Genomic DNA, 13,389 nt, shown 5'->3' with positions numbered 1-13,389 from the left:
TTAGAAGTACCCCTCGCGCTTGCGGTCCTCCATGGCGGCCTCGGACAGCTTGTCGTCGGCGCGGGTGGCGCCCCGCTCGGTGAGCCGGGAGGCGGCGATCTCGGTGATGACGGCCTCGATGGTGTCGGCATCGGAGTCCACGGCCCCGGTGCAGGACATGTCGCCGACCGTGCGGTAGCGCACCCTTCGGGTCTCGGTCCGCTCGCCGTCCTTGGGGCCGCCCCACTCGCCGGGGGCGAGCCACATGCCGTCGCGGGCGAAGACCTCCCGCTCGTGGGCGTAGTAGATGGCGGGGAGCTCGATCTTCTCCCGGGCGATGTACTGCCACACGTCCAGCTCGGTCCAGTTGGAGAGCGGGAAGACGCGGACGTGCTCGCCGGGGGAGTGGCGGCCGTTGTAGAGCTGCCACAGCTCGGGGCGCTGGCGGCGCGGGTTCCAGCCGCCGAACTCGTCGCGCAGGGAGAACACCCGCTCCTTGGCGCGGGCCTTCTCCTCGTCGCGCCGGCCGCCGCCGAAGACGGCGTCGAAGCGTTTCCGTTCGATGGCGTCCAGCAGCGGGACGGTCTGCAGCGGGTTGCGGGTGCCGTCCGGGCGCTCGCGGAGCTTCCCCGCGTCGATGAACTCCTGGACGGACGCCACATGGAGGCGCAGACCGTGCTCGGCGACGGTGCGGTCGCGGAAGTCCAGCACCTCGGGGAAGTTGTGCCCGGTGTCCACATGGAGCAGGGAGAACGGGACGGCGGCGGGGGCGAAGGCCTTCAGCGCCAGGTGGAGCATGACGATGGAGTCCTTGCCGCCGGAGAAGAGGATCACCGGCCGCTCGAACTCGCCCGCCACCTCGCGGAAGATGTGCACGGCCTCGGACTCCAGCGCGTCCAGGTGCGACAGGGCGTACGGGCTGCCGGCGGCTCCGGCGGTGTCCGTGCCCTCCGTGCTCGCGGCGGGTGCGGTCCGTCCGTCCGGCCCGGCGGTCCCGTCCGCCTCGGTCGTGGTGGTCATGATCGGCCCTCCTCCTCGGCGCCCGTCTCCCCGGTTCACCCCGGGTCCTTCTTCGTCTGCGGCCCCAGCCGGGCGATCGCTCATCAGGTGTGCAGTCCGCACTCGGTCTTGCCGCGGCCCGCCCAGCGGCCGGCCCGGACGTCCTCGCCCGGCTTGACGCGCCGGGTGCAGGGGGCGCAGCCGATCGAGGGGTAGCCGTCCGTCAGCAGCGGGTTGGTGAGCACGCCGTGCTCGGCGACGTAGGCGTCCAGGTCGTCCTGCGTCCAGGTCGCGATCGGCGAGATCTTGACCTTCCGGCGCTTGGCGTCCCAGTCGACGACCGGGGTGGCGGCCCGGGTGGGGCCGTTGTCGCGGCGCAGCCCGGTCGCCCAGGCGTCGTAGCCCGCCAGTCCTTCTTCGAGGGGGGCCACCTTGCGCAGGGCGCAGCACAGGTCGGGGTCGCGGTCGTGCAGCTTCGGCCCGTACTCGGCGTCCTGCTCGGCGACGGTCTGCCGCGGCGTCACGCTGATCACGTTGACGTCCATGACGGCGGCCACGGCGTCGCGGGTGCCGATGGTCTCGGGGAAGTGGTAGCCGGTGTCGAGGAACACCACGTCCACGCCCGGCTGGACGCGGGACGCCAGGTGGGCGACGACCGCGTCCTCCATCGAGGAGGTGACGCAGAAGCGGCTGCCGAAGGTGTCGGCGGCCCAGCGCAGGACCTCCTCGGGGCCGGCGTCGCCGAACTCGGCGGCGCCCTTCTCGGCGAGGGCGCGGAGTTCGGTGGTGGTGTAGCGGGGTGAGGGTGCGGTGGTCATGCGGTGGTTCCCCCTTCGTGGTGGCCGGTGCGCGGGCCGGAGAGCAGCCCGAGGAAGGAGAGCCGGAAGGCGCGGGCGCAGGACCCGCACTCCCAGGCGCCGTGGCCCTCCTCGGAGGGCCGCAGGTCCTCGTCCCCGCAGTACGGGCAGTGGAACGGCGCGGCGCGGTCACTCATGACAGGTCCTCCGCGGAGGCGCGTGCCGCCCAGGTGGCGAACCGCTCGCCGTCCTCGCGCTGCTTCTCGAAGCGGCGCAGTACCCGCTCGACGTAGTCGGGGAGTTCGGCGGAGGTGACCTTGAGACCGCGGACCTTGCGGCCGAAGGCGGCGTCGAAGCCGAGGGAGCCTCCGAGGTGCACCTGGTAGCCCTCGACCTGGCTGCCGTCGGCGTCCAGCATCAGCTGGCCCTTGAGGCCGATGTCGGCGGTCTGGATGCGGGCGCAGGCGTTGGGGCAGCCGTTGATGTTGATGGTCACCGGCTCCTCGAAGTCCGGCATCCGGGCCTCGAGTTCCTCGATGAGGGAGATACCGCGCGCCTTGGTCTCGACGATGGCGAGCTTGCAGAACTCGATGCCGGTGCAGGCGATGACACCGCGCCGGAACGGCGAGGGGCTGACCTGGAAGCCGAGCTCCTCCAGACCGGAGACGAGGGAGTCGATCCGCTCCTTCTCCACGTCGAGAATGATCATCTTCTGCTCGACGGTGGTGTTGAGCCGGTCCGAGCCGTGGGCGGCCGCCAGGTCGGCGAGGCGGGTGAGGGTGGCGCCGTCGACGCGGCCGACACGCGGGGCGAAGCCCACGTAGTAGCGGCCGTCGTTCTGCCGGTGGACGCCGACGTGGTCGCGCCACTGGGTGGAGGGCTCCGGCGGGGCGGGGCCGTCCGTGAGCTTCCGCTTCAGGTACTCGTCCTCCAGCACCTGCCGGAACTTCTCGGTGCCCCAGTCCGCGAGGAGGAACTTCAGCCGGGCGCGGTTGCGGAGGCGGCGGTAGCCGTAGTCGCGGAAGATGCCGGTGACACCGGCCCAGACGTCCGGCACCTCGTCCAGCGGCACCCAGGCGCCGAGGCGCTGGGCGAGCTTGGGGTTGGTGGACAGCCCGCCGCCCACCCAGAGGTCGAACCCCGGGCCGTGCTCGGGGTGGTCGACGCCGACGAAGGCGATGTCGTTGATCTCGTGGACGACGTCCTGGACGGGGGAGCCGGAGACCGCGGTCTTGAACTTGCGCGGCAGGTTGGAGAACTCCTTGCTGCCGATGTAGCGGCGGTGGATCTCCTCCACGGCGGGGGTGCCGTCGATGATCTCGTCGGCGGCGATGCCGGCCACCGGGGAGCCGATGATCACGCGGGGGCAGTCGCCGCAGGCCTCGGTGGTCGACAGCCCGACGGCCTCCAGCTTCTCCCAGATGGCGGGCACGTCCTCGATGCGGACCCAGTGCAGCTGGACGTTCTGCCGGTCGGTGATGTCGGCGGTGCCGCGGGCGTAGCTCTCCGACACCTCGCCGATGGCGCGGAGCTGAGCGGTGGTCAGGCGTCCGCCGTCGACGCGGACCCGCAGCATGAAGTACTTGTCCTCCAGCTCCTCGGGCTCCAGGACGGCGGTCTTGCCGCCGTCGATCCCGGGGCGGCGCTGGGTGTAGAGGCCCCACCAGCGCATCCGGCCGCGGAGGTCCGTGGGGTCGATGGAGTCGAAACCGGCCTTGGCGTAGATCGTCTCAATGCGTGTCCGTACATTGAGACCGTCGTCGTCCTTCTTGAACTGCTCGTTGCCGTTGAGCGGGGTGTGGTGTCCGACGCCCCACTGGCCCTCGCCGCGGTGGCGGCCGGCCTTCCGGCGGGTCGTGGCGGTACTGGCGCGTTCTGAGGTGGCGGCCATGGCGGTGGTGTCCTTCTCGGGCTGCTCAGGGGAGAGATGCCTCCCGCCGGTCGGGCCGGGGGCGAAAGGTGAACGGGGCACACCCCTGCCGACCTGTGCTGCGGCAGGAGTCCACCGCTCGGCGCGGCGGAGCCCGCGGCGCTGCGGGTGGTCAGGGGTGCTCGCTCGTCCGCGGGGGCGGGGACGGCGGGAAGCTCGGTGGTGCTGGGACTGTCAGCCCGCCGGACAGATGGCGCTGGACATGCGGCAGAGATCGACGTGGCGCCGACTCACCAAGGCAATTCCAGCTTCAGACATGCCGAGAGCGTGCCATGACGCTCGCGGGGCAGTCCATTGTTGTCCGCCAATTGGACAACAATGTTTCGCAATGTGGACGTTTGTGGCCGGGGTCACAGGCCGGGCCGTCCCGGCCGTGACCGAATGGTGCCGCCCGCGGCCGGATCCGCTCGATGGCGGAGCGCCTCCGGGTGCGGCCTCCCGGCGCGCGGCGGGGGCCGCACGGCCAGGCGGGCGGCGCGGGACATCCGCCGCGGGCGGTCCGGGCCACGGTGGGTCCGGACTCCCCGGGTCCCTCCGGGGGAGGTCCGTCCGCCGGCTTCCGTCCCCCGGGGCCCGTCCGCCGAAGGGCGGACCGGAAAGGTCAGAAAGCCCCCGGCCACGGGCCCGGAGGCGGCGTCCCGGGCTCCTCCGCGGTGCGCGTGTCGTACAGCCGGAACCCGCGCCGCCGGTAGTTGTCCAGCGCGTACGGGCCGTCCTTGCTGCAGGTGTGCACCCACACCCGCCGCGTCGGGGCGAGCCCCGGCCACCGCCCGGCGAGGTCCCAGGCGCGTGCCGTGCCCAGGCTCAGCAGATGCCCGCCGATGCGGCGGCCGCGGAAGGACGGGATCAGGCCGAAGTAGACGATCTCCACCACCCCGTCCTCCTGCGCCTCCAGTTCGATGTACCCGGCCGGGCTGCCCCGGTCGTACGCCACCCACGTCTCGACGCCCGGCCGGCCGAGGAACTCCCGCCAGCGGGCGTACGGCCAGTCCAGCCGGTCCGTCCACGTCACGTCGCCGCCGACCGCCGTGTAGAGGAAGCGGCTGAACTCGGGGGAGGGGATCTCCGCCCGCTCGACGCGCGGCACCCGCCCGTCCGCCGGCGCCGCGGCGGGCACCAGCTCGGCGGCCGAGGTCTGCTCCAGGTACCAGGTGGTCACGGTGACGCTGCTGCTCATGGCGCCATCCCATCACGCCCCCGCACGCCCCCGCCGCGCCCCCATCCCCATCCCCATCCCCGTCAGGCCCCGGCGCGGACCGGGGCCCGGAGCCGGGCGGCCGTGCTCACCGCACCGAGGTCAGCCGGGCGTAGACGACGACGTTGCCCGCGTAGCCGGTCTTCTCGTCGTAACCGCCCCCGCAGGTGAGCACCCGCAGCTCCGCGTGGCCCGTGCCGTCGTACACCCGCTCGGCCGGGAAGGGGTCCTTGGCCACCACCTCGACGCGGTAGACCCCGAACACGGCGGTGCGCCCGTCCGCCCGGGACACCTCGACGTCCATGCCGGGCCGGACGGCCCCGAGGGAATAGAAGACGGCCGGTCCGGACGCGTTGTCGACATGCCCGACCAGGACCGAGGTGCCGCGCTCCCCGGGGGTCACCGCCTCCGCGAACCAGCCGGCGAGGTTCCGCTCCCGGGCGGGCGGCGCCTCGATCCAGCCGTCGCCGTCCGTGGCGACGGGCGTCAGGGGGGCGTCGACGCGGACGGCGGGGACGCGCACCCGCCGCGGCACGGAACGCGGCAGCGGCTCGGCGGCCCGCACGGCGGGCGGACTCCGCAGGTCCGCCAGGGCGTTCGCGGGCTGCGGCGGACCGCCGGAGCCGGCCGTGCCCTGGTGCAGCAGTGTGAGCCCGACGAGGAGGAGCAGCGCGAGCAGCCCCCAGACGCCGGTCCCGGGCCGCGCGCGGCGGGGGCCGCCCGGGACCCGCTCCTCGCCGCTGCCGCCGCCGTCCATCGCTCTCCCCTCGGGGCGGGCCCTCCGCCGCGCCGGACCGGCCCCCGTCGCACGCCGACCACCCCCTCGCACGCTAAAGGCGCGGAACGGGCACGGCCACAGCGGTGGTGCGAACGGGTGCCCGCCCCCGGGCGGGCGGCCCGCAGCGAGCGGCCGCCTTGGGGCCGGCCGGACCCGCCGGGCTCAACTCCCCGGCAGCGGCGGCCGGGACGGTGCCGGCCCGCCCTCCGCCCGGCGGGCCGCGACGACCAGCGGGGCCGTGGAGCGCGGCAGCAGGTCACCGGGGTGATCCGGCGCGAGCAGCCGCACGTCCACACCGTCCGCGAAGCGGTACGGGCGGTGGTCCAGGACTCCGGCGAGGGTCCGCCGCAGCCGGGACATCTCCGCCCGGACGGTCACCGTGCGGGACGGGTCCCCGAACAGGTCCGCGGCGAGCTGGGCCGCGGACCGCCCGGCGGGGCGGCGCGCCAGCGCGTACAGCATCTCCGCGTGGCGCGGGCTCAGCGGCTGCGTCCAGTCGCCCGTACCGCCGCTGACCGTCAGGGTGGGGCGGCTCGGCCGGCGCAGGTCCAGCGCGACGCCCGTGACCGGCGGGGCGTCGCCGGGGCCGGGCGGGGACACCTCGTCCAGCCGGATCAGCCAGCCGTCCGGCAGCGGCTCCACGGTGCAGGCGCCCAGGGCGGGAAGCCGGCGGCTGCCCGTGCCGAAGTTCTCCGGAAGCGCCAGCCGCCCCGGGGGCGGCATACCGGTGACGGCGGCCGTCCAGCCGGAGCGGTCGATCGCCACGGCCCGGGCACCGCCCAGCCGGCACAGCAGGGGAGCCGCCACGGCCCGCAGCCGCTCGATGGTCTCCAGATGCCGCTCCCGCAGCTCGCTCTCCCCGAGCCGGGCGACGGACGCCACGAGCCGCGCCGTCGCCGGATGCACGGTGGCGGCCGGCCCGCTGACGTCCACCACGCCCAGCAGCCGCCCGTCCCGCGGATCGTGCAGCGGCGCGGCGGCGCAGGTCCAGGCGTGGTGGCTGCGGACGAAGTGCTCCGCCGAGTGCACCCGCACCGGCCGGCCGGTGACCAGGGCGGTGCCGATGCCGTTCGTGCCGACCGACTCCTCGGCCCAGCTGGAGCCCGGCTCCAGGCCGATACGGTCCGCCTCCAGCCGCACCCGGGCGTTGCCGTCCCGCCACAGCACCCGGCCGTCCGCGTCGGTGACCACCATGATGTGCCGCGCCGCATCCGCGACCGACACCAGCCCCTCCCGGAGCGTCGGGAGGACGGCGGCCAGCGGGGAGGTGCGGCGGCGGTGCTCCAGCTCGTCGAGCGGCAGCAGCCGGGCCGGGGCCCCGCGGTCCGGGTCCAGGCCGAGCCGCAGCACCCGCATCCAGGACTCGCCGATCAGCGGGTGGGCGGCCGGCGGCGGACGCAGACCGGAGAGCGCGGCCTCCCGCAGACCGCTGAGCACCCGGGCGGTTTCGCGCGTACTCCCGGGTGCGGCCGGGGCCGGCTTCTGCGGTGTGTGGTTCACGGTGCGGTCTCCGTCAAGGAGGGGGGCCGGTGGCGGCATCGGCACCGGCGGAACGGCGGCTTCCCCCATGGTGCCGCCCAAGCGGCCTGAACAGCACACCACTTGACGCAAATGCTGCAACCCGCCGCAACCTCTGCAACCTTTGTACCCGGCCACGCGCCGCAGCACAGTGGGGTGACGCCGTACGACGCGCACTGGGGTGCCGCGGAGGCGGCGTTCCCGCGGCGGGGGTGGTGCCGTGACGGCGCAGCACCACCCACCGCTCCACGCTCCGGGTCAAGCCCTCCCCGGCGACCCGGAGCGGGCCGGGACCATCTCCCGGGCCGCGCCCGCCCCGGCTCCGGCCGGCCCTCCCGCCCTCAGAACGGCACCCGGGCCCGTTCCACCACCGACGCCAGGTCCAGGGTGTGCGGCAGCGTGCCGAACGCGCCGCCCCAGTCGCCGCCCAGCCGCGAGGCGCAGAAGGCGTCGGCCGTCTCCGGCGGCGCGTACCGGACGAGCAGCGAGCCCTGCAGCACCAGCGCCATCCGCTCCACCAGCCGCCGCGCGCGGCCTTCGATGCCCTCCAGATCGGCGAGTTCGGAGAGCAGGTCCTTGATGGCGCCGTCCAGCCGGTGGTCGGCGCCGCGGGCCAGGCCGACCTCCGTGAGGAAGGCGTTGAGCGCCTCCGGCTCGCGCCGCAAGGCGCGCAGCACGTCGAGCGCCTGGACGTTGCCGGAGCCCTCCCACACCGAGTTGACCGGGGCCTCGCGCAACAGCCGCGGCATCCCCGACTCCTCCACGTAGCCGTTGCCGCCCAGGCACTCCAGCGCCTCCGCGGCGAGCACCGGTGCCCGCTTCGTCACCCAGTACTTGGCGGCCGGGACGGCGAGGCGCAGCAGCAGCCGGTCCCTCTCGTCCCCCGAATCCATGGCGGCCGCCAGCCGCAGCCCCACGGTCGTCGCCGCCTCGGACTCCAGTGCCATGTCGGCCAGCACGTTGCGCATCAGCGGCTTGTCGACCAGAAGGCCGCCGAAGGCACTGCGGTGCGCCGCGTGGTGCACGGCCTGGACGACGGCCTGGCGCATCAGCGCCGCCGAACCGAGAACGCAGTCCAGCCTGGTCGCCGCGACCATCCCGATGATCGTGGAGACCCCGCGCCCCTCCTCGCCGACCCGGCGCACCCGGGTGGTGCCGTCGAACTCGACCTCCGAGGAGGCGTTCGAGTGGTTGCCGAGCTTGTCCTTGAGCCGCTGGAGACGGAAGGTGTTGCGGCTGCCGTCCGGCAGCACCCGGGGCAGCAGGAAGCAGGTGACGCCGCCGGGCGCCTGCGCCAGCACCAGGAAGGCGTCCGACATCGGGGCCGAACAGAACCACTTGTGGCCGGTGAGGGTGTACGCCCCCTCCTCGGCCAGCGGCTCCGCGACCGTCGTGTTCGCCCGTACGTCCGAACCGCCCTGCTTCTCGGTCATCCCCATGCCGAACAGCGCGCCCGGCTTGCCGCCCGGCGGCAGCAGCTCCGGCTCGTACGCGTCCGAGGTCAGCCGGGGCTCCCACTCGGCCGCCAGCTCCGGGTCGGTGCGCAGCGCCGGCACGGCGGCGTGCGTCATCGACACCGGGCAGCCGTGCCCCGCGTCCACCTGCGACCAGACCATGAACCCCGCCGCCCGCCGCAGATGGCCGTCGGGGCGGGACCAGGCGCCGGTGAGCCCGGCGGAGACGGCGTGGCCCAGCAGCCGGTGGTAGGCGGGGTGGAACTCGACCTCGTCCAGCCGGTTGCCGTACCGGTCGTGGGTGCGCAGCACCGGGCGGTGCTCGTTGGCCTGCGCGCCCCACCGCTGTGCCTGGGACGAGCCGGCGGCCCGGCCCAGCTCGCCCAGCTCGGTCCGGATCTCCCCGAGCCGCTCCGGCGCCGCGTACCGGGCGACGCCCTCCGTGAGGACCGCGTCCGCGGCGAAGACGTCATATCCGACCAGCGGCGGAGCCTGGTTGGTCACGGTGTGTGTGGTGGCTGCCATGCCGGATACGTTAAGCGCGTGCAAGCAGCCGAGTCATCCCCCGAACGGCCCCAGAGCCGTCTGCGCAGGGCCCGCGCCCTGTACCCCCACGTCTCCAAGCGCAAAGTGGCCTGGCTGCTGCTGAAGGACACCGTCAACTCCGGCATCGAGTACCGCATCCTCGGACTCGCCGCCGAGGCGGCGTTCTTCACCCTGCTCTCCCTGCCGCCGCTGCTGCTCGGCCTGGTCGGGCTCCTCGGCTACCTCGACGCCTGGATCGGCACCGAGACCATCGAGGGCATCCGGCAGAACATCTTCACGGCCTCCCGCACGGTCCTCTCCGAGCGGGGCGTCGAGCAGCTCATCCGGCCGCTGCTCGACGACGTGACCCGGGGCGGCCGCCCCGACGTCATCTCCCTGGGCTTCGCGCTCGCCCTGTGGTCCGGCTCCCGGGCGGTCAACGTCTTCATCGACACCATCACCGTCATGTACGGGCTGGACGGGCACCGGGGGATCGTCAAGACCCGGCTGCTGGCCTTCCTGCTGTACGTGGTCGCCCTGGTGATCGGGGCGGTGGTGCTGCCGCTGATGATCGCCGGCCCGGACACCGTCATCGAGATCGTGCCGTGGAGCACGGCGGTCGTCCGGGTGCTCTACTGGCCGGTCGTGCTGGTGCTGTCGGTGGTCTTCCTCACCACGCTCTACCACGTGTCGGTACCGGTGCGCTCGCCCTGGGTGGAGGACGTCCCCGGGGCCCTGGTCGCCCTCGCCATGTGGGTGCTCGGCAGCTTCCTGCTGCGCATCTACCTCAGCAGCACCGTCGAGGGCCCCACCATCTACGGCTCGCTGGCCGCGCCCGTGGCCGTCCTGCTGTGGATCGGCGTCTCCGCCTTCGCGGTGCTCGTGGGCGCGGCGGTCAACGCCGCCATCGACCGCGTCTGGCCGTCCGTCGCCACCGCCGCGGCGCGGGAACGGAACCTGCGGCTGCGGGAGGCGGAGGCCGCGGAGATCATCGCCCGGGCGGAGGCCGAACGCGCGGCCCGCGGACGGTCCGCGGCGGACGAGACGGACGACGACTGGGACGAGCGGGAGGACGGCCCGGACCGCGAGCCCCCGCCCGAGTTCCCCGAACGCTGGGCGCGCTTCCTGCCGCCGGACGACATACGCTCCCGGCTGCACAGCCCGCTGCACACCCGCCGCGGACACAAGGGCAGGGCACCGGACGCGGGGAGGAGCCCGGCGGCACGGAGAGCGAAACGGCCGCCGGGGCGGGGAGCCGGGACGGGCCGGGCGCGGGGACGACGGAGCGGACCCGGGGCGGCGCGGCCGGAGGGCCGTGGGGACCGGCGCAGGGGAGACCCGGGCCCCGGGCAGCCGCCGCCGGCGGACGCGGACGCGGACACGGCCGCTGACACGGATGCGGACACGGACGCCCGGCGGCGCGGCGGCCGGGGCTGACCCCGCACGGACAACCGGCCGACCGGCAGCACCTGAAACGGAGCAGCCGTACGGACCTCCGGTCTCCGCGCGGCTCCTCGTGCCCGACAGCGGAAGGTCCGGGCGCCGGGCGGAAAACGGCTGGCGCCCGTCTCCGGTCCGGGCTTAGGCTGACCGGCGAACCGGACGGCGGCGGACAGCCGCCGGTACCGGACGTGTGAGCGAGCGCAAGGGGAGGTGAGGACTGTGATGACGACGGTCGTTGTGACGGGCGCTGCCCGGGTCCCGAAGTCCAGCAATCCCACTCCCGCGGTCACCGGCTGACGGCTCACGCCACTCTCCAGCAGGGCCCCGCGGCGCACCATCGCGCCGCCGCCCCTGCGCACCCGCAGCCGGGACCGCCCCCGTGAAGGGTCATCCCGTTGCGTCAGCAAGCGCATCACCTCTCTTCTTCTCCGTCCTCCCACTCCACTCCCTCCCCGCCCCTCTCGCCCGCTACGGCTGGGACGCGGCCCTCGCCGAGGCTTTCGCCCCGTATGCGGCGGACGGGCTGCTGCCCGGCCGGATCGTCCGCGTCGACCGGGGCCTGTGCGACGCCGTCGTCCCGGCCCCGTCCGGCCCGGGTACCGGTTCCGCCGGGGCTGCGGGGCTCCGCACGGTCAGGGCCGACCTCGGTCCCGTCTCCGACCCGGACCCGACCCGCTGGGCCTGCACCGGTGACTGGATCGCCTACGACCCGGACGAGCGCGCGGTCCGGGCCCTGCTGCCGCGCCGTACGGCCGTCCTGCGCTCCGCCTCCTCGAAGCGGTCCGACGGCCAGGTCCTCGCGGCCAACGTCGACCACGTCCTGATCGCGGTCTCCCTGGCGGCCGAGCTCGACCTCGGCCGGGCCGAGCGGTTCCTGGCCCTCGCCTGGGAGAGCGGCGCCCAGCCCCTCGTCGTGCTCACCAAGGCGGACCTCGTACCGGACCCGGCCACGCTCGCCCATCTCGTGGCGGACGTGGAGGCCACGGCCCCGGGCGTCTCCGTGCTGACGGTGAGCGCGGCGACCGGTGACGGCGTGGACGTCCTGACGGCCGCCGTCGCCGGCGGCACCACCGTCCTCCTAGGCCAGTCCGGCGCGGGCAAGTCCACGCTCGCCAACTCCCTGCTGGGCAGCGAGACCCAGACCGTGCGAACCATCCGCGACAGCGACGGCAAGGGCCGCCACACCACCACCACACGCGACCTGCTGCCGCTTCCGCTGCCGGGCGGGGGCGTCCTCATCGACACCCCCGGGCTGCGCGGAGTCGGCCTGTGGGACGCCGAGGGCGGAGTCGCGCAGGTCTTCTCGGAGATCGAGGAGCTGGCCGGCGACTGCCGGTTCCACGACTGCGCGCACACCGCGGAGCCGGGCTGCGCGGTCCTCGCCGCGCTGGAGGACGGCACCCTGCAGGAACGCCGGCTGGACAGCTACCGCAAGCTGATCCGGGAGAACGAGTGGATCGCCTCCCGCACGGACGCCCGGCTGCGGGCCGAGCGCCGCCGGGTCTGGAAGCAGCGGCAGGCGCTCGGCAAGCACCTGGTGCAGCGCAAGCGCGGCCCGCAGCGCTGATCGCGCGGGCGGCGCGCCCGGCGGTGCACCGGCTGCGCGCGGGTGGCGCGGGCGGCGTACCGGTCGCGCGGCCGGGGTTCAGCGATCGGCGATCAGCGATCGGCGACGGGCGGGGGATGGCCGGGCAGGGGCTCCTCGTCCGCCGCCCGCCGCACCGTTGCGGCTTTGGTGTGGGCGCCGGTCCCGTATAAGGCTCCGGCGCCGGCGGCCGTCCTTCCGGTGGGGGTCCGTGCCGGCCAGCCGTGTTCGCAGGCGTGCCAGCCCAGTTGGAGCCGGGTGGAGACCCCGGCGATCTCCATCAGCCGTTTCACCCGCCGCTGGACGGTGCGCAAGCCGAGGTCGAGCTGTTTCGCGGCGCTCGCGTCGGTCAACCCGGCGAGCAGCAGGGACAGGATGCGCAGATCCACGGCGTCCGGCCCGTCCGTGGTGCCCTGTACGGCGGGCCGGGCGGGCTCGGCGCCCACCCTCGCCCCGGCACCGGCGGCACCGGCCGCGTGCGTCCCGGCCCGGTGGCCGTCCGGCCCGGCGGGATCGGCCGTCTGCCGCGTTCTCCGGGGTGCGGGATCCCCCGCCTCGGGTACGGGCTGCCGCTGCCGCGGAGCCCCGGTACCGTCCGGCCACGCCGTCCCGGCCGCGAGCCACCGACCGGGGCGGGCCGGCGAACGCACCGCCAGCCCGTGCCGCTCCAGCCGCCGCAGAATCCTTGCGGCGTCCTCCTCGGGGAGGGTCAACCGGGCCGCCAGCTCGGCTGGTTCGGCGCCGCCCAGTCCGACGAGCGTGCGGTACGCGGACTCGTGGTCCTCGTCCAAGTCTGTTGCACCCGGCATGTCTCCCCTCCCGGCACATCATCCCCGCACCCCGCCCCTCTCTGCCACCGTTCCCCGCCACCGCCCCACCGGACCGGCGGGACCGCCGTCCGGCGGGCGCGCAATGCGCAGCCCCGGCCCGGGGCGGGCAGGATGGACGATATGGGCATGAGTCAGTACGGGGAGCGGAACAGCCACGAGGACGCGTGGTGGGGCGAGTTGTACGGCGAGGAGAAACCGGACGCGGGACCGGCCGCGGCGGACGACTCCCTGGACGACCGTTTCGACTCGGCCTCCCGCGCGGTCGGCCCACCGTCGGCCGACCCCGGACCGGCACCGGAGCGGTCCGGCCGGGAGAGCCCGGCCGGGGGAGATCCCCGACCCGGATGGTTCGCCGC

12 protein-coding genes are annotated in these 13,389 nt (G+C 74.7%); 2 read left to right on the top strand and 10 right to left on the bottom strand.

The features are described 5' to 3' along the window. The 9 genes from cysD to E4N63_RS06790 all read right to left on the bottom strand — a co-directional run bounded on the left by cysD (position 1) and on the right by E4N63_RS06790 (position 9,175). Positions 1-999, bottom strand: a complete 999-nt coding sequence (gene cysD, locus E4N63_RS06825; protein ID WP_230240215.1) for a sulfate adenylyltransferase subunit CysD — start codon at positions 997-999, stop codon at positions 1-3. An 83-nt stretch (positions 1,000-1,082) separates the two neighbouring features. Next, the gene (locus E4N63_RS06820) at positions 1,083-1,796 is read right to left on the bottom strand and encodes a phosphoadenylyl-sulfate reductase (RefSeq protein ID WP_230240214.1); all 714 of its coding nucleotides are present in this window, start codon (positions 1,794-1,796) and stop codon (positions 1,083-1,085) included. Further along, the gene (locus E4N63_RS06815) at positions 1,793-1,972 is read right to left on the bottom strand and encodes a hypothetical protein (RefSeq protein WP_019711014.1); all 180 of its coding nucleotides are present in this window, start codon (positions 1,970-1,972) and stop codon (positions 1,793-1,795) included. The genes E4N63_RS06820 and E4N63_RS06815 overlap by 4 nt, the downstream gene beginning before the upstream one ends. Beyond that, positions 1,969-3,666, bottom strand: coding sequence for a nitrite/sulfite reductase (locus tag E4N63_RS06810; RefSeq protein ID WP_125626510.1), 1,698 nt, complete (start codon positions 3,664-3,666; stop codon positions 1,969-1,971). Before E4N63_RS06810 ends, E4N63_RS06815 begins: the two co-directional genes overlap by 4 nt. Positions 3,667-3,879: 213 nt before the next feature. Next, positions 3,880-3,963 carry a putative leader peptide gene (locus E4N63_RS31435; RefSeq protein ID WP_311133484.1) on the bottom strand — a complete coding sequence of 28 codons (84 nt, stop codon included), beginning with the start codon at positions 3,961-3,963 and terminating at the stop codon, positions 3,880-3,882. A 343-nt stretch (positions 3,964-4,306) separates the two neighbouring features. After that, on the bottom strand, positions 4,307-4,882 hold the full coding sequence (locus E4N63_RS06805; RefSeq protein WP_125626509.1) for a GNAT family N-acetyltransferase: 576 nt from the start codon (positions 4,880-4,882) through the stop codon (positions 4,307-4,309). A gap of 106 nt (positions 4,883-4,988) precedes the next feature. Continuing rightward, the gene (locus E4N63_RS06800; protein ID WP_125626784.1) at positions 4,989-5,657 is read right to left on the bottom strand and encodes a class F sortase; all 669 of its coding nucleotides are present in this window, start codon (positions 5,655-5,657) and stop codon (positions 4,989-4,991) included. Positions 5,658-5,840: 183 nt separating this feature from the next. Further along, complete coding sequence (locus tag E4N63_RS06795) at positions 5,841-7,217, bottom strand: helix-turn-helix domain-containing protein (protein WP_125626783.1); 1,377 nt, start codon at positions 7,215-7,217, stop codon at positions 5,841-5,843. 320 nt (positions 7,218-7,537) lie between these two features. Beyond that, a complete protein-coding gene (locus tag E4N63_RS06790; protein WP_125626782.1) occupies positions 7,538-9,175 on the bottom strand; it encodes an acyl-CoA dehydrogenase family protein in 1,638 nt (545 codons plus the stop codon). 18 nt (positions 9,176-9,193) lie between these two features. Here E4N63_RS06790 and E4N63_RS06785 point away from each other — a divergent pair, with 18 nt between their 5' ends. Then, positions 9,194-10,612 (top strand): YihY/virulence factor BrkB family protein, encoded by a 1,419-nt coding sequence (locus E4N63_RS06785; protein WP_230240213.1) that lies wholly within the window; start codon positions 9,194-9,196, stop codon positions 10,610-10,612. A gap of 385 nt (positions 10,613-10,997) precedes the next feature. After that, positions 10,998-12,185, top strand: a complete 1,188-nt coding sequence (rsgA, locus tag E4N63_RS06780) for a ribosome small subunit-dependent GTPase A (protein WP_230240212.1) — start codon at positions 10,998-11,000, stop codon at positions 12,183-12,185. Between the two features lie 92 nt (positions 12,186-12,277). Here the strand turns inward: rsgA and E4N63_RS06775 are convergent, their stop codons facing one another. Next, positions 12,278-13,012 carry a hypothetical protein gene (locus E4N63_RS06775; protein WP_374112699.1) on the bottom strand — a complete coding sequence of 245 codons (735 nt, stop codon included), beginning with the start codon at positions 13,010-13,012 and terminating at the stop codon, positions 12,278-12,280. Positions 13,013-13,389 lie beyond the last annotated feature (377 nt).

The sequence above is a fragment of the Streptomyces sp. MNU89 genome, assembly GCF_020982505.1.
Lineage (GTDB): Bacteria > Actinomycetota > Actinomycetes > Streptomycetales > Streptomycetaceae > Streptomyces > Streptomyces xinghaiensis.
This window is presented reverse-complemented; position numbering and strand designations above follow the sequence as displayed.